At 67.1% G+C, this 21,570-nt stretch carries 18 protein-coding genes; 11 read left to right on the forward strand and 7 right to left on the reverse strand.

Translation table 11 applies throughout. The annotated features are described in order from the left end of the window. Positions 1-71 precede the first annotated feature (71 nt). The 6 genes from OJI97_RS18645 to tpiA form a co-directional block, all read right to left on the reverse strand. Entirely contained in the window at positions 72-749 is a 678-nt protein-coding gene (locus OJI97_RS18645; RefSeq protein WP_297666000.1) for an ABC transporter ATP-binding protein, read from the reverse strand. Beyond that, on the reverse strand, positions 742-1,992 hold the full coding sequence (locus tag OJI97_RS18650; protein WP_297666001.1) for a lipoprotein-releasing ABC transporter permease subunit: 1,251 nt from the start codon (positions 1,990-1,992) through the stop codon (positions 742-744). Before OJI97_RS18650 ends, OJI97_RS18645 begins: the two co-directional genes overlap by 8 nt. A 497-nt stretch (positions 1,993-2,489) precedes the next feature. After that, on the reverse strand, positions 2,490-3,176 hold the full coding sequence (locus OJI97_RS18655; RefSeq protein ID WP_297666003.1) for a Crp/Fnr family transcriptional regulator: 687 nt from the start codon (positions 3,174-3,176) through the stop codon (positions 2,490-2,492). Positions 3,177-3,202: 26 nt separating this feature from the next. Beyond that, positions 3,203-4,831, reverse strand: coding sequence for a CTP synthase (locus tag OJI97_RS18660; RefSeq protein WP_297666005.1), 1,629 nt, complete (start codon positions 4,829-4,831; stop codon positions 3,203-3,205). Positions 4,832-4,952: 121 nt separating this feature from the next. Next, positions 4,953-5,384: a preprotein translocase subunit SecG gene (gene secG, locus OJI97_RS18665; protein WP_297666007.1), complete on the reverse strand. Its 432-nt coding sequence runs from the start codon at positions 5,382-5,384 to the stop codon at positions 4,953-4,955. Between the two features lie 192 nt (positions 5,385-5,576). Further along, a complete protein-coding gene (gene tpiA, locus OJI97_RS18670; RefSeq protein ID WP_297666009.1) occupies positions 5,577-6,326 on the reverse strand; it encodes a triose-phosphate isomerase in 750 nt (249 codons plus the stop codon). Positions 6,327-6,622: 296 nt separating this feature from the next. Here tpiA and OJI97_RS18675 point away from each other — a divergent pair, with 296 nt between their 5' ends. From OJI97_RS18675 to lexA, 9 genes are all read left to right on the forward strand, one after another. Next, positions 6,623-8,566, forward strand: a complete 1,944-nt coding sequence (locus OJI97_RS18675; protein ID WP_297666011.1) for a peptidylprolyl isomerase — start codon at positions 6,623-6,625, stop codon at positions 8,564-8,566. Then, positions 8,567-10,084 (forward strand): anthranilate synthase component I, encoded by a 1,518-nt coding sequence (trpE, locus tag OJI97_RS18680; protein ID WP_297666013.1) that lies wholly within the window; start codon positions 8,567-8,569, stop codon positions 10,082-10,084. A 36-nt stretch (positions 10,085-10,120) separates the two neighbouring features. Then, positions 10,121-11,170 (forward strand): alpha/beta fold hydrolase, encoded by a 1,050-nt coding sequence (locus OJI97_RS18685; RefSeq protein ID WP_297666015.1) that lies wholly within the window; start codon positions 10,121-10,123, stop codon positions 11,168-11,170. Positions 11,171-11,251: 81 nt separating this feature from the next. Further along, a complete protein-coding gene (locus OJI97_RS18690) occupies positions 11,252-11,842 on the forward strand; it encodes an aminodeoxychorismate/anthranilate synthase component II (RefSeq protein WP_297666017.1) in 591 nt (196 codons plus the stop codon). Continuing rightward, the gene (trpD, locus tag OJI97_RS18695) at positions 11,839-12,837 is read left to right on the forward strand and encodes an anthranilate phosphoribosyltransferase (protein ID WP_297666019.1); all 999 of its coding nucleotides are present in this window, start codon (positions 11,839-11,841) and stop codon (positions 12,835-12,837) included. The genes OJI97_RS18690 and trpD overlap by 4 nt, the downstream gene beginning before the upstream one ends. A gap of 112 nt (positions 12,838-12,949) precedes the next feature. Continuing rightward, the gene (trpC, locus tag OJI97_RS18700) at positions 12,950-13,735 is read left to right on the forward strand and encodes an indole-3-glycerol phosphate synthase TrpC (protein WP_297666020.1); all 786 of its coding nucleotides are present in this window, start codon (positions 12,950-12,952) and stop codon (positions 13,733-13,735) included. Positions 13,736-13,959: 224 nt separating this feature from the next. Beyond that, on the forward strand, positions 13,960-14,433 hold the full coding sequence (moaC, locus tag OJI97_RS18705) for a cyclic pyranopterin monophosphate synthase MoaC (protein ID WP_297666021.1): 474 nt from the start codon (positions 13,960-13,962) through the stop codon (positions 14,431-14,433). Further along, positions 14,430-15,617: a molybdopterin molybdotransferase MoeA gene (locus OJI97_RS18710; protein ID WP_297666023.1), complete on the forward strand. Its 1,188-nt coding sequence runs from the start codon at positions 14,430-14,432 to the stop codon at positions 15,615-15,617. The genes moaC and OJI97_RS18710 overlap by 4 nt, the downstream gene beginning before the upstream one ends. 77 nt (positions 15,618-15,694) lie before the next feature. Continuing rightward, positions 15,695-16,378, forward strand: a complete 684-nt coding sequence (gene lexA, locus OJI97_RS18715) for a transcriptional repressor LexA (protein WP_297666025.1) — start codon at positions 15,695-15,697, stop codon at positions 16,376-16,378. Here the strand turns inward: lexA and OJI97_RS18720 are convergent. Next, a complete protein-coding gene (locus OJI97_RS18720) occupies positions 16,332-18,497 on the reverse strand; it encodes a ComEC/Rec2 family competence protein (protein WP_297666027.1) in 2,166 nt (721 codons plus the stop codon). The genes lexA and OJI97_RS18720 overlap by 47 nt on opposite strands. 110 nt (positions 18,498-18,607) lie before the next feature. Here OJI97_RS18720 and gltX point away from each other — a divergent pair, with 110 nt between their 5' ends. Both gltX and OJI97_RS18730 read left to right on the forward strand, forming a co-directional pair. Beyond that, on the forward strand, positions 18,608-20,074 hold the full coding sequence (gene gltX, locus OJI97_RS18725) for a glutamate--tRNA ligase (protein ID WP_297666029.1): 1,467 nt from the start codon (positions 18,608-18,610) through the stop codon (positions 20,072-20,074). A 39-nt stretch (positions 20,075-20,113) separates the two neighbouring features. Continuing rightward, positions 20,114-21,397 carry a citrate synthase gene (locus OJI97_RS18730; protein ID WP_297666031.1) on the forward strand — a complete coding sequence of 428 codons (1,284 nt, stop codon included), beginning with the start codon at positions 20,114-20,116 and terminating at the stop codon, positions 21,395-21,397. Positions 21,398-21,570: the final 173 nt, after the last annotated feature.

Genomic DNA, 21,570 nt, shown 5'->3' on the forward strand with positions numbered 1-21,570 from the left:
CACCCATCGACCTCGATCCTCCCCGATGGGTGTCTCGACTTCGCTCGACACGAACGGAAATCGGGAACAGCCTACCCCTCTATCCGTCCCTCGTGCAAGCGCAGCACGCGGTCCATCTTCGCCGCCAGCCGCTCGTTGTGCGTCGCGACCAGCGCCGCCGAGCCATGGTCGCGCACCAGCTTCACGAACTGGTCGAACACGCGGTCGGCGGTCGCTTCATCGAGATTGCCGGTCGGCTCGTCCGCGAGCACCAGCAAAGGCCGGTTCGCGAGCGCGCGCGCCACCGCGACGCGCTGCTGCTCGCCGCCCGACAGCTTGCTCGGTTTGTGGTGTAATCGCTCGGCGAGCCCCAGCCGCCCGAGCAGGTCGGTCGCGCGTTCCTCGGCCTCCGCCTGCCCCGCGCCGCGGATAAGCTGCGGCAGGACGACATTCTCGATCGCGGTGAAATCGGGGAGCAGATGATGGAACTGATAGACGAAACCGATCTTCTCGCGCCGCGTCCTGGTGCGCGCGCCCTGGTCGAAGCGCGTGACGTCCTCGCCGTCGATGCGGATCGTGCCGTCGAATCCGCCTTCGAGCAGGCCGACGGCTTGCAGCATCGTCGACTTGCCCGATCCCGACGGGCCGAGCAGCGCGACGATCTCACCGCGGCGAAGATTCGCGTCGATCCCGCGCAGCACCTCGATGGTGACGTCGCCCTGCGTGAAGCTACGCTTGAGCCCGGTGAGTTCGAGGAGGAGGTCACTCATAGCGGAGCACCTGCACCGGATCGGTGTTCGCGGCCTTATAGGCCGGATAGAGTGTCGCGAGGAAGCTGAAGACGATCGTCATCACCGCAATCCCCGTGATCTCGAACGGATCGGGTTTCGAGGGCAGCTCGGTGAGGAAGCGGATCGACGGGTCCCACAGCGATTGTCCCGTGATGATCTCGAACCCGCGCAGGACATTCTGGCGGAAGAAGAGCAGGCCGAAACCGATCGCCATCCCCATCAAGGTTCCCGCGACCCCGATCGCCAGCCCGATCGCGATGAAGATGCGCATCACCGAATCGCGCGATGCCCCCATCGTCCGCAATATCGCCATGTCGCGCATCTTGGCGCGCACCAGCATGATCAGCGACGAGATGATGTTGAACGCCGCGACCAGAATGATCAGCGACAGGATGATGAACATCGCGACGCGCTCGATCGACAGCGCTTCGAACAGGCTCGCGTTCATCGACCGCCAGTCGGATATCACCGCCTTCGCCGCGACCTTCTCGGCGAGCGGCTGGAGGATGTCGCCGACATGGTCGGGGTCGGTCACCTTGACCTCGATCATCCCGATCTGATCGCCGCTGAGCAGCAGAAGCTGTGCATCCTCCATCGGCATCACGACATAGGCCTTGTCGAAATCATAGACTCCGATCTCGAAGATCGCCGACACGCGATAGGCGATCTCGCGCGGCACCGTGCCGAAGGGGGTCGAGCGCCCCTGCGGATTGATGATAGTCACCGTCGACCCGACCGTCGCGCCCAGATTGCGCGCCAGCTCGCTGCCGAGCGCGACATTGCCCGAACCCGGCGTGAGCGAATTGAGACTGCCCTGCAGCACCTTGCCGCCCAGCACGTCGTTCTTGCGGATGTCGGGCACGGTCATGCCGCGCACCAGCACCCCCTCGACGCGCCCGCTGAACGTCACGAGCAGCGGCTGTTCGATCAGCGGCGTCGCCGACGTGACGCCAGGCGTCGCCTTCGCCTGCTTCAGCACGTCCTGCCAATCGTCGAGCCGCCCGCCGAAGCCCTGCACCACCGCATGGCCGTTCAGCCCAACGATCTTGTCGAACAGGTCGGACCGGACGCCGTTCATCACGCTCATCACGATCACCAACGCCGCGACCCCCAGCGTCACCGCGATGAAGCTGAACGCCGCGGCGACGAAGATGAAGCCTTCGCCGCGCTGGGGGAGCAGATAGCGTTTGAAGATGGCGCGTTCATACGCACGCAGGATCATGGGGCGAGCGGCCTTTTTGGCGCAATGCGCGGTGCGGTCATGGCCTCGCTTTAGGCAGCGGCGGCGATACTGGCAATGGGGCGGCGCGCCGCCCTGTTGCGAACGATTCGCATAATATGTTGCTCATCGGCCACAGGCCGGGCCAAAAGAAACGCGGCAGGCGTGCCGAAGGGTGACAAATCCCCCCCTTGGCCCTAGCCCACACTCTCTGGTTCAACGCGGCCCAAAGGCCCGGCTCCAGGGAGTGCAAGCCTTTCGCCGGGCTTGCAACAAAGGGGGATGGCGAGTGTTCGTCACAGGCGCCCGGGTCTCGCAAGAGGCCCGGGCGTTGTGATTCTGGGGCGAAGATAGCTGGGAACACGATTGCCCCTCCCTGAAAGGGAGGGGTGCGAAGACTTGGCAGCTTGCTGCCTAGTCGCAGCGGGGTGGGTCTGCGTTCAAGACAGAACGCCTGCGGCCACCCACCCCCAGCCCCTCCCTTGCAGGGAGGGGAGGACTCACCCCTCGCTCTCGCTGATATCCTCAAGCATATCCGCATCGAGCACGCGCACTCGCCCCTGCTCGAGCGAAATCACCCCCGATTCCTCCCAGCTCCGAAGCTGACGGTTGATATGCTCGCGGCTCATCCCCGCGAAATTGCCGAGCTCGGTTTGGCTGAGCTCCACACGATGCGTCGTCTCGACCGCGTCCTTGCGGATCAGCCGCTTGAGATAGCGCGCGAGCCGGGGGCCGGAGGCATAGGCGCGGTCGCTCTCGATCGTCTGGTCGGCGGTGCGCAGCCGCCGCGCGAGCTGCTGCATCAGCGACCAGGTGAATTCGGGGTGGCTCGCCGAAAAATCCCTGAGCGCGTTGCGGCCGAGCTGAAGCGCGCTTCCCGCGCTGGTCGCGGTCACCGACGCGGTGCGCTCGCCGCCGTCGAGCAGCGCAATCTCGCCCAGCACCGCGCCGGGCTCGGCATAGGCCAGGACGATCTCGCGCCCGCCCGCGGTCAGCATCGACACGCGCGCCGTGCCCTCGGTCAGGATCAGCATCATGTCGCCGGGATCGCCCTGGACGAGCAGTTCCTTGCCCTTGGCAAAGCTGATCTGCACCGACCGGCTGGCGATCTCCGCCCAATCCTCGACGGTCAGGCCCGAGAATATGCTGTCGGAGCCCTGCAGTGCAGCGAGTTTCGCGTGATCCATGCCCCTGTCATCCCTTTGCTTTTGCGTTAGACGAGCCGGCTCTGCTTCACCGCGGCTTCGATGAACCCCTTGAACAGCGGATGCGGATCGAAGGGCTTGGATTTGAGCTCGGGGTGAAACTGCACTCCGATGAACCACGGATGGTCCGGCCGCTCAATGATTTCGGGCAACATGCCATCGGGCGACATGCCTGAAAAGACCAGACCGCCCTTTTCGAGCGCTTCGCGATACGCTCCGTTAACCTCATAACGGTGCCGGTGGCGCTCGCTGATGTCGTTGGCGCCATAGATGCTCGCGACATGGCTGTTCGGCGACAGCTTGGCGTCATAGGCGCCGAGCCGCATCGTGCCGCCCATATCGGTGTTCGCGCCGCGCTTTTGCAGCCCCTCGGCGCTCATCCACTCGGTGATCAGGCCGACGACCGGCTCGTCGGTCGCGCCGAATTCGGTGCTCGACGCCTTGGCGATCCCGCTCGTGTTCCGCGCGCCCTCGATGCACGCCATCTGCATGCCCAGACAAATGCCGAGGAACGGCACCCCCTGTTCGCGCGCGAAGCGGACGCTGGCGATCTTGCCCTCGGATCCACGCTCGCCGAAGCCGCCGGGAACCAGGATGCCGTGCATCGGCTCCAGTCTGGCCGCAAGGTCGCCTTCCTCGAACATTTCGGCGTCGAGCCAGCGGATATTGACCTTGACCCGGTTCGCCATCCCGCCGTGCACCAGCGCCTCGTTGAGCGACTTGTAGGCGTCGGGCAGCGAGACATATTTGCCGACGACGCCGATCGTGACTTCACCCTCGGGGTGCTGCTTGCGGTCCATGATGTCGTACCAGGCGGTGAGGTCGGGTTCGGGCGCGTCATGGATGCCGAACGCGCGCAGCACCTCCGAATCGAGGCCCTCGCCATGATATTGCACCGGCACCGAGTAGATCGAATCGGCGTCGAGCGCCGGGATCACCGCTTCCTTCCGCACGTTGCAGAATTGCGCAATCTTCGCGCGCTCGCCCTCGGGCAAGGGCTTCTCACAGCGACAGAGCAGCACGTCGGGCTGGACGCCCAGCGAGGCGAGTTCGCGCACGCTATGCTGGGTCGGCTTGGTCTTCAGCTCGCCCGCGGCGGCGATATAGGGCACCAAAGTGACGTGGACGGACAGCGTATTCTCACGCCCCTCCTCGTTGCGAAGCTGGCGGATCGCCTCGATGAAGGGCAGCGATTCGATGTCGCCGACGGTGCCGCCGATCTCGCACAGCACGAAATCGAGATCGTCGGTCTCGGCGCGGGCAAAGGCCTTGATCGCGTCGGTGACGTGCGGAACCACCTGCACCGTCGCGCCCAGATAGTCGCCGCGGCGTTCCTTGGTGATGATCTGCTGATAGATGCGGCCCGAGGTGACATTGTCGCTCTGCCGCGCCGCGACGCCGGTGAAGCGTTCGTAATGGCCGAGGTCGAGGTCGGTCTCGGCCCCGTCGTCGGTCACATAGACCTCGCCATGCTGATAGGGCGACATCGTTCCCGGATCGACGTTCAGATAGGGGTCGAATTTCCGGATACGCACACGATAGCCGCGCGCCTGCAACAAGGCCGCGAGGCTAGCCGCCATCAAACCTTTGCCAAGCGAGGAGACCACGCCGCCGGTGATAAAAATGAACCGCGCCATGGGAGGAAAGACTTACTCAACAGGAGGGGGACGGCGCAAGCCGTCGAATCGCACGACACGGAAATATTTCCGCAATCGCGCGCGAAGCCGGAAAGCCGAAGCCGCCCGGGGATTTACGGGCTTATTTCTTGGCGGGCGCTTCGGCCGGGGCCGGAGCCGCCTTCTGGCTGGCCGCGGCGGACGCGGCGGCGAGCGGATCGTCGGAGACGGGCGCGCTCTGGGCCGGCGCCTGCTGCGCCGCGCCGGTCAGCGACGAAGCCGGCGCGCTGCTCTGCTGCGCGGTCTTCGACAGCGACGTATCGATCGTCGAGCCGCCGGCGCCGCCCACCGAGGCCAGCGCCGCGAGAACGATCGACAGGCCGACGAACAAGGTCGCAAGCACCGTGGTCGCCCGGGTCATGAAATCGGCCGCACCGCGCGCCGAGAGCAGCCCCGCGGGGCTGCCGCCGACTCCCAAGCCGCCGCCTTCCGACTTCTGCATCAGGATGACGCCGATCATCACCGCGGCGATCAGCGCCTGGACGACGAGCAGGAAGGTGAAGAGACTGGACATCTATATTTCCCGGAACTTGCATGGCCCCATACGGACCACGCCCGCGGCGCACATAGAGACGAAGCGGCGGGGGTTCAAGCCATACGTCGCCCGCCCAAACACGTCGCCCCCGCGAAGGCGGGGGCCGCTGGCGGTCTCTTCCTGCCTTGCCACGCAAACCGATGGCAGCCCCCGCCTTCGCGGGGGCGACGATCAGAGACTGGCCGCTGCTTCGACGATCGGCACGAACTTCGCCGCCGTCAGGCTCGCACCGCCGACCAGCGCGCCGTCGACGTCGCCCGCGCCCAGCAGTTCGGCGGCATTGTCACCATTCACCGACCCACCATAGAGAAGACGCATGGCACTCGCCGCCCCAGCGCCCGCCTGCTCGTTCAGTTTCGCGCGGATCGCCCCGTGCATGTCGGCGACGTCGGCGACCGTCGGCACCAGCCCGGTGCCGATCGCCCAGATCGGTTCATAGGCGACGGCAAGCCGCGCCGGATCGAACTCGCCGGGCAGCGACCCGGCGATCTGCGCCAACACATAAGCGATCGCTCCGCCCGATTCGCGCACCGCACGCGGTTCGCCGACGCACAGGATCACCGACAGCCCCGCCGCGAGCGCCGCCTCGGCCTTGGCGCAAACGTCGGCGTCGCTTTCGCCGAAGCCCTCGCGCCGTTCGCTATGCCCGACGATGACGAGGCGCGCGCCCGCATCGGCGAGCATCCGCGCCGCCACCGATCCGGTAAAGGCGCCCGAGGCCGACGCATGGCAATCCTGCCCGCCGACCGCCGCGCCGGGCGCCGCGGCGGCCATGGCGCCGATCAATGTGAACGGCGGGCAGAGCGCGACGTCGACCGAAGTATGCGTCTCGGCGGCGGCGAAAATCGCCTTTGCCTCACCCAGCATCGCCGTCAGCCCGTTCATCTTCCAGTTGCCGACCACATATTTGCGCCGCGTCATCGCCCTCTTCCTTGTTCGTCGATCCGATCGCTTCCCCTAGCGGCGCGAGAGCCGCCAAGGCAAGCCGCAGCCAGCCCTGTCGTCACCCCGGACTTGATCCGGGGTCCCGCTCAGCAACGCCGACAAAGCGGGACCCCGGATCAAGTCCGGGGTGACGAGGAGGGGCAACGCAGCTTTCCAGAATGAGGAGCAGCCATCCGCCCGCTTATATTTTCCCGCCTTGATGCGCTCTCCCGTCCCGCCTAAAGCAGCGCGCGACCGCGCACATCCGCGCCTGCCGAAAGACTGACCGCTTCATGATCACGAACCTCCGCAACCTTTTCAGTTCGACGATCGGCAAGTTCACCGCGCTCGCCTTCATCGTCCTGATCGGCATTTTGTTCGCGCTGGGCGACGTGACCGGTAATGCCTCATTCGGCGGGCTCGGCGGCGCCAATGTCGCCAAGGTCGGCGATCGCGAGATCGGCCTCGGCGAGTTGCGCGACCGGGTGCGCCAATCGTATAATCAGGCGCGCCAGCAGCAGCCGGGCCTTACCATGGCGGCCTTCGTCGAGGGCGGCGGGCTCGATCAGGTGCTGGGCCAGCTCGTCGACGGCCTGGCCTTTGATCAGTTCGCGACCAAGATCGGCTTCAGCGTCAGCAAGCGCCAGATCGACGGCCGCATCGCCGACATTCCCGCCTTTTCGGGCGTGTCGGGCAAGTTCGATCAAAAGACGTTCGAGAATTTCCTGCGCCAGAACGGCATGACCGAGGCGCAGCTTCGCCAGGAGCTCCGGCAGCAGTTGCTGCTCGAACAGATCGGCGTTCCGATCGGCACGATTCCTCGCCTCTCGCCCGGCGTGGCGCGCCCTTACGCCGCGCTTCTGCTCGAACAGCGGCAGGGCCAGGCGACCTTCATTCCGGCGAGCGCCTTCGCGCCGGCCGGCGATCCCGGCGACGCCGCGCTCAAGACCTTCCTCAAACAGAATGTCTCGAAATTCACGGTGCCCGAGCGCCGGGTGGTGCAATATGCGCTGTTCGACCGCAGCGCCGTGCCCGTCCCCCCCGTCAGCGACGCCGAAATCGCCAAGGCCTACAAGGACAATGCCGCGCAATTTGCCGCAAGCGAGACGCGCCGCTTCGCGCAGGTGATCGCGCCCGATCAGGCGACCGCGAACGCCATCGCCGCGAAGGTCCGTGGCGGCGCATCGCTCGCTGCCGCCGCGCAGGGCGCGGGACTTTCGGCCTCGACGACCGGCGAACTGACGCAATCGGCCTATGCCGCCACGACCAGCGACGCGATCGCCAAGACCGCTTTCGCGGCAAAGCAGGGCGATCTTATCGGCCCGGTGCAGTCGGGCCTCGGCTGGGTCGTCGCGCGCGTCGAAGGCGTCACGGCCAAGCCCGCCCGCGATCTCGCCGCCGCGACGCCCGAGATTCGCGTCGAGCTCGGCAAGAACAAGGCGAACGAGGCGATCGTCGATTATTACAACGCGATCCAGGACGCGGTGAACAGCGGCGCTTCGATCGAGGAGATCGCCGCCGATCGCAAGCTCAAGGTCGAGGAAACCCCCGCCCTGCTCCCCAGCGGCCGCGCGCCGGGCACACCGGGCTTCGCGCTCGCCGCCGAATATGCGCCGATGATCAGCGGCGCCTTCCAGACCAGCGGCGAAGGCGAGGCGCAGCTCGCGACGCTGGTCGAGAATGAGAAGTTCGCCGTCTATTCGGTGAAGTCGATCGTCGCCGCGGCGCCGCCGCCCTTCGCGCAGATTCGCGGCGACCTGCTCGGCGAATGGCGCTTTGCCGAGGGCCAGAAGGTCGCTCGCGACAAGGCGCGCGCGATCGTCAAGGCGGTCGAAGGCGGCAAGAGCCTGACCGAAGCCGCGAAAGCCTCCGGGCCCAATGCCGGCGTCCAGACGATCGGCGGCCGCCGCGCCGAGCTCGGCCAGGACGGCAAGCCGGTGCCGCCCGAACTCGCGCTGCTCTTCTCGATGGCCAAGGGCAGCGTCAAGACGCTCGAAATCCCCGGCAATCGCGGCTGGATGGTGATCGCGCTGACCGAGGTCGACCGCCCCGATCCGAAAGCGATCGATCCCGCCCGCGTCGATGCGATCGCGCAGCCGCTCGCCCCCGCGTTCGGCAACGAGCTGGTCGAACAATTCGCCGCCGAGGCCAAGCGCCGCGTCGGGGTCAAGATCAACAAGGATCTGCTCGAAACGCTGCGCAAGGAACTGGCCGGCACCGCGCCGGTCGGCGAATAAGTGACGCTGGAAGGCAGGGCTGCCGCGCTCGAGGCGCTGGCCGGCGGCCGCGGCGCGGTCGTCTGGCAGCGGCTGATCGCCGATATCGAGACCCCCGTCTCGGCGGCACTCAAGCTGATCGAGCCGGGCCGCGGCGACTGGGTGCTCGAATCGGTCGAAAGCGGCGAGACGCGCGGACGCTACAGCCTGATCGGGCTCGACCCCGACCTGCTGTTCGAGGTCACCGGCGACGTCGCGCGGATCAACCGCGACTGGCGGCACGACAAGCACGCCTTCACGCCCCTGGAAACCGGCGCGCTTCAGGCGCTGCGCGACCTCGTCGCCGAATGCCGCTTCGACGTGCCGGAGGGGCTGCCGAAGGCGCTCGCGACGCTCGTCGGCTTCTTCGCCTATGAAACCATCGGCCTCGTCGAACGCATCGCGCGCGCGCCGGGCGCGGGGCTCGGCCTGCCCGACATGGTGTTCGTGCGCCCGACGACGATCCTCGTCTTCGACCGCCTCGCCGACGAACTCTTCCTGATCGCTCCGATCTGGCCCGATGCCGGCGCACCGATCGACCGGATGATCGACGCCGCGGCCGACCGCCTCGACGCCATCGCCGCGCGCCTCGCGACCGCCAGCGCCCACGGCCAGCGCGCCGTCACCGAAACCCTGCCCGCCGACATCGCCGCGATCCCCGCGACGACGCCCGAGCGCTTCGCCGAGATGGTCGCCACGGCGAAGGATTATATCGCCGCGGGCGATATCTTTCAGGTCGTGCTGTCGCAGCGCTTCTCGACTCCGTTCGACCTGCCGCCCTTCGACCTTTACCGCGCGCTGCGCCGGATCAACCCGTCGCCCTTCCTCTATTTCCTCGACCTCCCGGGCTTCGCGATCATCGGCTCGTCGCCCGAGATTCTGGTGCGCGTCCGCGACGGCGAGATCACGATCCGTCCGATCGCCGGCACCCGCCCGCGCGGCAAGACCAGCGGGGAAGATGCCGAGAATCGCGAATCCTTGCTCGCCGATCCCAAGGAGCGCGCCGAGCATCTGATGCTGCTCGACCTCGGTCGCAACGACGTCGGACGCGCCGCGACCGGCGGCAGCGTCACCGTCACCGATAGCTATACGGTCGAATTTTACAGCCACGTCATGCACATCGTGTCGAACGTCATCGGCCGCATCGCGCCCGACAAGGATGCGATCGACGCGCTGTTCGCGGGCTTCCCGGCGGGCACGGTCAGCGGCGCGCCTAAAGTGCGCGCCTGCCAGATCATCGCCGAGCTGGAGGCCGACGCGCGCGGGCCTTATGCGGGCGGCGTCGGCTATTTCGCTCCCGACGGCAATATGGACAGTTGCATCGTGCTGCGCACCGCGATCGTCAAGGACGGCGAAATGCACGTCCAGGCCGGCGCCGGCATCGTCGCCGACAGCGAAGCCGCCTATGAACAGCGCGAATGCGAGGCGAAGGCCGGCGCGCTCTTCGCGGCGGCGCGCGAGGCGGTGCGCATCGCGGGCCAGGCAGACTACGGGCAATAGCTTGACCCGGTGCCGGCGAGCGCTAGCTTCGTCGCCATGCTGAAACGCCTCGCCTCGCTCGCCCTGCTCCTCGCCGCAGCCAGTCCCGCCCACGCGCAGCTCGAAAGCGCTGTCGAGGGTGACGCGATCCTCAAGGATTTCGCCTTCGGCACCGGCGAAAAGCTGCCCGAGTTGCGAATCCATTACACGACGCTCGGCAAGCCGCAGCGCGACCGGCAGGGCCATGTCACCAACGCGGTGATGATCCTCCACGGCACCGGCGGCACCGGCAAGCAATTGTTCGCGAACGAGCTGTTCGGCCCCGGGCAGGTTCTCGACGCCAGCAAATATTACGTCATCCTGCCCGACAATATCGGCCACGGCGGTTCGTCGAAGCCGAGCGACGGCCTCAAGATGGCGTTCCCCCGCTACGATTATGACGACATGGTCGCCGCGCAATACCGGATGCTCACCGAAAAGCTGGGCGTGACGAAATTGAAGCTGATCCTCGGCACCTCGATGGGCTGTATGCACGCCTTCGTCTGGGGCGAGGCGCATCCGGGCTTCGCCGAAAGGCTCGCGCCCTTCGCCTGCCTGCCGGTCGAGATCGCGGGCGAGAACCGCATGTGGCGCACGCTGTCGATCGACGCGATCAAGGCCGATCCGTTGTGGAAGGACGGCAACTATACCGATCCGCCGCTGTCGGGGCTGCGCACAGCCGCGTCGCTGTCGATGATCGCAGGCGCGAATCCCTATGCGCTACAGGCGCAATATCCGACACGCGAAGCCGCGGAAAAATACAAGGACGAAGCCTTCGCGCGCACCTTCGGCCGTAACGATGCGAACGACACCATCTATCAATTTGATTCGTCAAGAAATTACAATCCATGGGCGAATCTCGAAAAGATCGAGGTGCCGATGCTGTGGATCAATTCGGCCGACGATTTCATCAACCCGCCCGGCTATGGCATCACCGAAAAAGCGGCTGCGCGGATGCCAGCGGCGAAGTTCATCCTGATCCCCGCCAGCGCCGAGACGAAGGGCCACAGCACCCACACATGGGCGAAATTCTGGAAGGACGATCTGGCGAAGCTGATGGCCGAATGATTCCGAAGGATGAAGGTGGAATTGCTCGCCCGATAGTTCGTAGAGCTTCCCCCCGCGCCGCAAAACCGTTAGGGCGCCGCCATGATCCTCGTCATCGACAATTATGACAGCTTCACCTTCAACCTCGTTCATTATCTGATCGAGCTCGGGGCCGAGGTGCGCGTCGAGCGCAACGACGCGCTGACCGCGTCGCAGGCGCTTGCGACCGATGCCGCGGCCTTCCTGATCTCGCCCGGCCCCTGCACCCCGAACGAAGCGGGAATCAGCCTCGATCTCGTCGCCGCCTGCGCCGATGCCGGAAAGCCGCTGCTCGGCGTCTGCCTCGGCCATCAGGCGATCGGCCAGCATTTCGGCGGCACGGTGCAGCGCGGCCACCTGATGCACGGCAAGACCTCGCCGGTCTGCCATGACGGCACCGGCCTTTTCACCGGCCTCCCCTCGCCGCTCACCGCGACGCGCTACCACAGCCTCGAGGTCGTCGATATTCCGCCGGTTCTCGCGATCAACGCGACGAGCGACGACGGCGCGGTGATGGGCTTCCGCCATGTCGAACTGCCGATCCACAGCGTCCAGTTCCACCCCGAAAGCATCGCCACCGAGTACGGTCATGCGATGCTCGCGAATTTCCTCAGCCTTGCGGGATTGCCGGTCGCGGCGCGGCGCGCGGCATGAGCCGCTTCGGCCCGCTCCCCGACCCCACCGCGCTACTGGGGCATGACGAAGCGGGCGCCGCGTTCGCGGCGATCCTCGACGGCAGCGCGAGCGACGAGCAGATCGCCGGCTTCCTGATCGCGCTTTCGGATCGCGGCGAGACGATGGTCGAGATCGCCGCCGCGGCACAGGCGATGCGCGACCGGATGATCCCGATCGATGCGCCAGATAATGCGATCGACGTCTGCGGCACCGGCGGCGACGGCCACCACACGCTCAACGTCTCGACCGCGGTCGCAATCGTCGTCGCGGCGTGCGAGGTTCCGGTTGCAAAGCACGGAAATCGGGCGGCTTCGTCGAAATCGGGCGCCGCCGACACATTGGAAGCCTTGGGCCTCGACATGGAACGCGCCGGAGCGATGGCCGAAGCGCAACTCGCCGACCTCGGCATCTGCTTCCTCTTCGCGGCGAACCATCATCCCGCGATGAAGCGCATCCAGCCGATCCGCAAGGCGATCGGGCAGCGCACCATCTTCAACCTGATGGGCCCGCTCGCCAACCCCGCGCGCGTTTCGCGCCAGCTCGTCGGCATCGCGCGTCCCGCCTATGTCCCCGTCTATGCCGAGGCGCTGCACCGGCTCGGCACCGATCATTCACGCGTAATTTCGGGCGACGAGGGACTCGACGAACTGTCGCTCGCGGGCGGCAACGAGGTCGCGGTCGTCACCCGCGAGGGGGTGCGGATGCAGCGCAGCACGGCCGCCGACGCGGGACTTCCCAGCCATCCGATCGAATCGATCCGCGGCGGCGACGCAGCGGCGAACGCGGCGGCGCTCCGCGCGCTGCTGCTGGGCGAGCCCGGCGCCTATCGCGATGCGGTGCTCTACAATGCCGCCGAGGCGCTGGTCGTCGCGGGCGCCGCCGAAACGCTCGCGGACGGCGTCGAGGAAGCCGCCGAAGCGATCGACAAGGGGCTCGCCAACGCCCTGCTCAACTGCTGGATCGCCTATAAATGATCTTTCACTCTTCCATTCGTCATTGCGAGCGCAGCGAAGCAATCCAGGGCGGTTTACGCGACTCTGGATTGCTTCGCTGCGCTCGCAATGACGGAAAAACGAGGCGCAATCCGTGAACAAACTCACCGAAATCCTGGCCACCAAGGCGCAGGAAGTGGCGCAGCGCCGCCAGGCCTATTCGATTCCCGACCTCGACGGCATCGACGCCGGCGCCCCGCGCGGCTTTACGACCGCGCTGCGGGCAAAGATCGGAGCGGGCGGTTTCGGACTGATCGCCGAAATCAAGAAAGCTTCACCGTCCAAGGGATTGATAAGGGAAGATTTCAATCCCGCCGAACACGCCCGTGCCTATGCCGCGGGCGGCGCGGCCTGCCTGTCGGTGCTCACCGACGCGCCTTATTTTCAGGGGCACGAGGAATTTCTGATCGCGGCGCGCACCGCGTGCGACCTTCCCGTCCTGCGCAAGGATTTCATGATCGATCCGTGGCAGGTCGCCGAGGCGCGCTCGATCGGTGCCGACGCGATTCTGATCATCGTCGCAGCACTCGACGACGGCGCGATGCGCGAGATCGAGGAGGCCGCGATCGAACGCGGCATGGATGTCCTCGTCGAAGTGCATGACGAGGCCGAACTCGACCGCGCGCTGACCCGGCTTCGTTCGCGGCTGATCGGGGTCAACAACCGCGATCTGCGCACCTTCGAAACCGACCTCGCAGTGACCGAGCGGCTGGCGAAGCTGGTGCCGCCCGGCACGCTTCTCGTCGGCGAAAGCGGCATCGCCAGCCATGCCGACTGCCTTCGCCTGGCGCAAAGCGGCGTCCACGCCTTCCTCGTCGGCGAAAGCCTGATGCGCCAGCCGGATGTCGAGGCGGCGACAAAGGCGCTGCTGAACGGGTAAGCCGAACGAGTAAAACGCCATTTCCGCTTTGGGGTGGGGAGCGGACACTCCCCACTTTCGTCATTCCCGCGAAAGCGGGAACCCAGTGTGGGGTCAGCCGACGCACGCCCTGGGTTCCCGCTTTCGCGGGAATGACGACGTTAGGAGATGCTCAACGTCGCCTATCGGTCGAAAGCCGCCATCTCCCCTTGCCTTTCTCACCCTGCATTGCTTGTCTCGCCCCGATGACCAGCAAACCGACTCACCTCGACGACAGCGGCGCCGCGCATATGGTCGATGTCAGCGCCAAACCCGCGACCCGGCGCCGCGCCGTCGCGGGCGGCCGCATCGCGATGTCGGTCGAGGCGCTGGATGCGATCCGCGCCGGCAATGCCCCTAAAGGCGACGTCCTCTCGACCGCGCGCATCGCCGGCATCATGGCCGCGAAGCGCACGTCCGAACTGATCCCGCTATGCCACCCGCTCGCGCTCACCAAAGTGTCGGTCGAATTCGACTGGGAAGACACCGGCGTTTCGGTCCGCGCCACCGCCGAAACGACCGGACCGACCGGGGTCGAGATGGAGGCGCTCACCGCCGCCTCGGTCGCGCTGCTGACGCTCTACGACATGGCGAAGGCGCTCGATCGCGCGATGATCCTCGAGGGCATCCGCCTGCTCGAAAAGAGCGGCGGCCGCTCGGGCGACTGGCGCGCCGCATGAGCGGCCCGCTTGCCGTCGAGGAAGCGCAGGCGCGCCTGCTCGCATTGCGTTCGCCGCTCGCGCCGGAGGCTATCGCTTTTTCCGAAACGCTTGGTCGCTATCTTTCACAGAATATCACAGCCGAACGCGATCAGCCTGCGGCACCGCTGTCGGCGATGGACGGCTATGCGATCCGCTTCGACGATCTTCCCGGCCCCTGGCGGATCAGCGGAGAGGTGGCCGCAGGCACCGCGCCATCCGCGCCGCTCGGCGCGGGCGAGGCGGCCCGCATCTTCACCGGCGCGATGCTTCCCGAAGGCGCCGACACCGTCGTCATCCAGGAAAATGCCGCCGCCCATGGGGCGACGCTCACCCTGACCGGCGACGCGCCCGCGCGCGGTCAGCATATCCGCGCCCGCGCGAGCGATTTCGCCGCGGGCGACCGACTCCTCGTCGCCGGAACGCGCCTGACCCCGGGCGCCATCGCCGCCGCGATCATGGGCGGCGCGGCGCAGCTTGCGGTCGGCGCGCGCCCACGCGTCGCGATCATGACGACCGGCGACGAACTGGTCCAGCCGGGCCGCACGCTCGCCCCCGGCCAGATTCCCGACAGCAACGGCCCGATGCTCGCGGCGCTGCTTGCGCGCGAACCCGCCGACGCCGGGCTGCCGCTGCACATGCGCGACGACCGGACGATGATCGCACGCGTTCTCAAGGATCTGGCGCGACGTCACGACGTCATCGTCACCGTCGGCGGCGCGTCGGTGGGCGATCACGACCATATCCGCGCCGCGCTCGAGGACGCAGGCGGACGCGTCGATTTCTGGAAGATCGCGATGAAGCCGGGCAAGCCGCTGATCGCGGGCCGCATCGGCGACGCGCTGCTGCTCGGCCTGCCCGGCAATCCCTCATCGGCTTTCGTCACCGCGATCCTGTTCCTGCTCCCGCTCGTCCGCCATCTCGCCGGTGCGCGCGACCCGCTGCCCGAAATCCGGCAAGCGCCGCTCGCGGCCGCGCTCGGCCCCGGCGGCGCGCGGCGCGACTATCTGCGCGCGCGCCGCGACGGCGAGCGCCTCGTGCTGTTCGACGGGCAGGACAGCGGCCGCACTTTTCCGCTCGCCGACGCCGGCGCGCTCGTGATCCGCGAAATCGGCACGGCCGCGAAAGCCGCGGGCGAGCTGGCCGACTATATCGACATCGCTTGACAAGTTCCGATTTGTTCCACTATCGTTCTCCCTATGTCCGGCGCCCGGTCCATTCGGGGCATGATGGAGAATGATCGATGTTGACCGCCAAGCAGCATGAACTGCTCCACTTCATCCAGCAGCGCCTCGACGCGAGCGGCATCTCGCCGTCGTTCGAGGAGATGAAGGAAGCGCTCGGCCTCAAGTCGAAATCGGGTATTCATCGCCTGATAAGTGCTTTGGAAGAAAGGGGTTTTCTCCGCCGCCTGCCCAACCGCGCCCGCGCGCTGGAAGTGCTCAAGACCCCCGAAGGCACCAAGGCTCCTGTGCTGAGCGATCGCGACAATATCGTCCCGCTGCGCAAACCCGCCCCCGCGCTGCGCCCGATTGCCGCGAACGACATCATCGAGGTGCCGCTGCACGGCAAGATCGCCGCGGGCGTGCCGATCGAGGCGTTCGAGGATCACAACCAGCTCGCGGTCCCCGCCGCGCTGCTCGGCGCGGGCGAGCATTATGCGCTCGAAGTGTCGGGCGACTCGATGGTCGAGGCGGGCATCTTCGACGGCGATTATGCGCTGATCCAGAAAGCCGACACCGCGCGCGAGGGCGACATCGTCGTCGCGCTGGTCGACGGGCAGGACGCGACGCTCAAATATTTCCGGCGCGAGGGCAAGATGATCCGGCTCGATCCCGCCAACAGCGCCTATGAGCCGCAGCGTTACGAGGCCGGGCGGGTCATGGTGCAAGGGCGTCTGTCGGGACTGCTTCGTCGTTACCACTGAGCTGGTCGGGCTGGCGCCACGGATGCTCGTCGCCCGCGCGTAGCGCGGCAACGACGCGGGGCCGCTCGCCGAAATAGATCGCCAGCCCGCCGCTTTGCGCCAGGCTGTCGCGGTCGATCGTCAGCCAGCGCCCGGCGCATTCGCGCGGCAGCCAGCGGTCGCTGATCACGACATCGGCGGCGGCGCAGGCGGCGGCCATCTCGGCCCCCTCGATCCGGTCGCGGCCGCGCGAGGCGAGGATGACGCGTGCCGCCGCGTCCTGTTCTCCGCGCGCGATGCCCTGCCCTGCGCGTGTGACGCCCTCCTCGGCCCCCTGCCGCCAGCGGCAGAAATCGGCGTTGCATTCGACATGATCGAGATCGGCGAGTGCGCCCAGCGGCGCGTCGATCCCCGCCGCTTCGCTCATCGTATCGCGCACGAAATCGCCCGCGCGGTTGCGCAGCAACGCATAGCCGCCGCCGGGCACCGCCGCCGCGATGTTGCGTCCGTCGCCGGTGATCAGCAGGTCGGGGCGCGGCTGCGCGAGCAGCGCCGCGATACCGATCGCCAGCGGCACCGCCCCCGCCCAGCGCCAGCGTGTCCGCCAGATAAGGATCCACAGCCCGCCGCCGACCGTCAGCGCAAAGCCCCAGCGCGGAAAGCTCGGCATCGTCGCGACCGCCCCCGGCGTGTCGGCCACCGCGTGCGCAAGCGCGATGAGCAGACGCAGCGCGTGATCGGCGACCCACCAGAAGGGCGTGCCGAGCCCGACGCTATCGAACAGCAGCCCCGCCGCCTCCATCGGCATGATCACGAAGGTGGTGAGCGGGATTGCCACGACATTGGCAAGCGCGCCGTAAAGCCCCGCCTTGTGGAAATGGAACAGCGCGATCGGCGCCAGTGCGAGCTCGACCACCAATCCGGTGATCAGCAACCCGGCCAGCGCCCGCCCCCATCGCAGCGGCAGAGCTTCGTCGCGGCGCGCGAGGAAGCGCCGCATCATTGGGCTTTCGTGGAGCGCGACGATCGCCGTCACCGCCGCGAAGCTGAGCTGAAAACTCGGCCCCGCGAGCGATTCGGGGCGCCACAGCAGCACGATCAGCGCCCCCGCCGCGACAAGCCGCAGGGTCAGCGCCTCGCGCCCCATCAGGAAAGCGACGAGGACGAGCAGCGCCGCGATCAGCGAACGCAGCGTCGGCACCTCGGCGCCCGCAAGCCACGTATAGCCCGCCCCCGCGAGCGCCCCGGCAGCGGCGGCGATCGGCAGCACATATCCCGCCAGCGCCAGCCGCCGGCTGAGCGCGAACAGCCGCATCGCAACGAGCATCGCGAAACCGATCACCGCGGTCACATGCAGCCCGCTGATCGACAGCAGATGCGCCAGCCCTGCGCGGCGCATCGCCTCGTCATCCTCGGGCGAAATCGCGCCGCGATCGCCGGTGACGAGCGCCGCCGCGATCCCGCCCGGCGACCCCGCGACCTGTGCGTGGATATGCGCGCTCAGCCGTGCGCGTAGCGGCTGACTCCCGCGCCGCGCTCCGGGTGACCGCACGACGTCACCGAGCACCGTCCCGACCGCGCCGATCCGGTCGAACCAGGCGCGCTGCGCAAAATCATAGCCGCCCGGCAGGCTCGCCGTCGGCGGCGGCATCAACCGCGCGCGCAGCCCGACGAACGCGCCCGGCGCGATGCCGTCGCCGTCGCCGCGAAGCGTCAGCCGGACACGCGGGGGCAGATCGGGCCGCCGCAGCGGGCGAACGATAAGCCGCACCTGCTCGCGCGCAGGCTGCGGCTCGACCGCTTCGACCTCGGCCGAAAAGGCGGTCACCGCGGGCTGCGCCAGCACCGGTGCCGCGACCCACGACGCGCGCGCCCAGATCAGCAGCAGTCCTGCCGCCATCACCGCAGAGCCGACCGCTGCGATACGCCCCAACCGCCGCTGCCACCCGGCCAGCACCCCGACAAGCGCGCCCGCGGCGAGCAGGAAAAGCAGCCCGATCCACTGTATCATCGCCGGCAAGGCGAACCAGGCGGCGATCCCCGCGCCGAGCGCGACGGGAAGCCAGAGCCCGATCCGCTCGCGCTCGACGTCCAGCCACGCCTCGGCGCGCTCCGAAACCCCGCGGAGGGCGGTAACCACGCGTGCGCGTATGGGCGTTTGAAGCGACCTTGCCGCCATGCTAGGGGCTGCCCCGATCCTCCGTCCCGGTCCCCCTGACCGGAGCGGCAAATTGAGTGAAAGAGGCCACAGTGGCAACCGAAAACCCGACCAAATTGGCAGAAGCGGCTCCCGAAGCAACCGGCTCCGACGTGGTGACGCGCTTTGCCCCCTCCCCGACCGGATATCTGCACATCGGCGGCGCGCGCACCGCGCTGTTCAACTGGCTGTTCGCGCGCCACCATGGCGGCAAGTTCCTACTCCGCATCGAGGATACCGACCGCGCGCGATCGACCGACGCCGCGATCGACGCGATTCTCGACGGCATGAAATGGCTCGACCTCGATTGGGACGGCGATGCCGTCTTTCAGTTCGCGCGCGCGCCGCGCCATGCCGAGGTCGCGCACGACCTGCTCGCCAGAGGCGCGGCCTATCGCTGCTATCTGACGCAGGACGAACTCGCGGCGATGCGCGCCGAGGCGCAGGAAAAGCGCATCCCCTTCCGCGTCCGCAGCCCGTGGCGCGACCGCGACGACGGCGACCCCGCGGCGCCGCACGTCATCCGCCTGCGCGCGCCGCAGGACGGCGAGGTCACGATCCGCGACCGCGTGCAAGGCGACGTCACCGTCCAGAATGCCGAACTCGACGATTTCATCCTGCTGCGCAGCGACGGCACGCCGACCTATATGCTCAGCGTCGTCGTCGACGACAACGACATGGGGATCACCCACGTCATCCGCGGCGACGACCATCTCAACAACGCCTTCCGCCAGCTTGCGCTGATCCGGGCCATGAGCTGGCGCGAGCCGGTCTATGCGCATGTGCCGCTGATCCACGGCGCCGACGGCGCGAAACTGTCGAAGCGCCACGGCGCGCTCGGCGTCGATGCCTATCGCGACGAGATGGGCTATCTGCCCGAAGCCGTGAACAATTATCTCCTCCGCCTCGGCTGGGGCCACGGCGATGCGGAGATCATCAACCGCGAGCAGGCGGTCGAATGGTTCGATCTCGATCATGTCGGCCGCTCGCCCTCGCGCTTCGACTTCAAGAAGCTCGAAAATCTGAACGGCCATTATATCCGCGAAGCCGAGGACGCCCGCCTCGCCGACCTCGTCGCGCCGCGCGTCGAAACGCTCGTCGGGCGCGCGCTGGGCGACGGGGACCGCGCTCTCCTCGTCCGCGCGATGGAGTCGCTGAAGCCCCGCGCCAGGACGCTGGACGAGATCGCCGAGGGCGCGACCTTCCTTTTCGAGGCGCTGCCGCTGGCGGTGGACGAAAAGGCCGCGCAGGTGCTAAGGGATGCGCCGGAGGGAGTGCTCGCCGGCGTCACCGAAAAGCTGCGCGGGCTGAACGACTGGAATGCGGAGGATATCGAGGCCGCGGTTCGCGAGACGAGCGAGTCGGCCGGAATCGGGCTCGGCAAACTCGCGCAGCCGCTGCGCGCCGCGCTGACCGGACGCACGGTATCTCCGGGAATTTTCGACGTGCTGCTGCTGCTCGGCCGCGACGCGAGCCTGGCGCGACTTGACGCAGCGCAATATTATCCGGCAGGGGCGTAACCGCAACGTCTCCCGCCCTAAACCTTCAGGGGAAAGAAAATGACCGATATCGCAAAAATCACCCTGGGCGACACCACTGTCGAAAATCCGGTGCTCAAGGGCACGGTCGGCCCCGATGTCGTCGATATCCGCAAATTCTATGCCCAGACGGGCGCCTTCACTTACGATCCCGGCTTCACCTCAACCGCGAGCTGTGAATCGGCGATCACCTATATCGACGGCGACGAGGGCGTGCTGCTGCACCGCGGTTATGCGATCGGCGACCTCGCCGAACATTCGACCTTCATGGAAACCTGCTATCTGCTGCTCAACGGCGAACTGCCGAATGCCGAAGAACTGACGGCTTTCGACAATACCATCACCCGCCACACGATGGTCCACGAACAATTGTCGACCTTTTTCCGCGGCTTCCGCCGCGACGCGCATCCGATGGCGCTGATGTGCGGCATCGTCGGCGCACTCAGCGCCTTCTACCACGATTCGACCGAGATTCACGATCCGCACCAGCGCATGGTCGCCAGCCACCGGCTGATTGCGAAGATGCCGACGATCGCGGCGATGGCGTATAAATATTCGGTCGGCCAACCGTTCGTCTATCCGCGCAACGACCTCGGCTACACGCATAATTTCCTGCGCATGACCTTCGGCGTTCCGGCCGAGGAATATGAGGTCGATCCGGCGGTCGTCCGCGCACTCGACCGCATTTTCATCCTCCATGCCGATCATGAGCAGAATGCCTCGACCTCGACTGTCCGTCTCGCGGGTTCGTCGGGCGCGAACCCCTTCGCGTGCATCGCGGCGGGAATCGCCTGCCTCTGGGGCCCCGCGCATGGCGGCGCGAACGAGGCGGCGCTCAACATGCTGCGCGAAATCGGCCGTCCGGAGCGGATTCCCGAATATATCGCCCGCGCCAAGGACAAGGACGACCCGTTCCGCCTGATGGGCTTCGGCCACCGCGTCTACAAGAATTACGATCCGCGCGCGACCGTGATGCAAAAGACGGTGCGCGAGGTGTTCGACACGCTCAAGGTCAACGATCCGGTGTTCGAGGTCGCGTTGCAGCTCGAGGAAATGGCGCTGAACGACCCCTATTTCATCGAGAAGAAGCTGTTCCCGAACGTCGATTTCTATTCGGGCGTGATCCTCTCGGCGATCGGTTTCCCGACGACGATGTTCACCGTGCTTTTCGCGCTTGCCCGCACCGTCGGCTGGGTCGCCCAGTGGAACGAGATGATCTCCGACCCCGCGCAGAAGATCGGCCGCCCGCGTCAGCTCTACACCGGCCCGACGCAGCGCCCGTTCGTGCCGGTCGACAAGCGGTAAGCACTCGCGAGAAATCGAAAACAGGAAAAGGGGCCGCTCCGCGGCCCCTTTTTGCGTAAGACTGGTTGCGACCGGAAGCCGACCTACCTCGCATCGTCATCCCGGACTTGATCCGGGATCCATTCATCCGGCGCTGAGAGAATGGATCCCGGATCAAGTCCGGGATGACGAGA

It is taken from the genome of Sphingopyxis sp. (assembly GCF_025869345.1).
Taxonomy (GTDB): Bacteria; Pseudomonadota; Alphaproteobacteria; order Sphingomonadales; family Sphingomonadaceae; genus Sphingopyxis.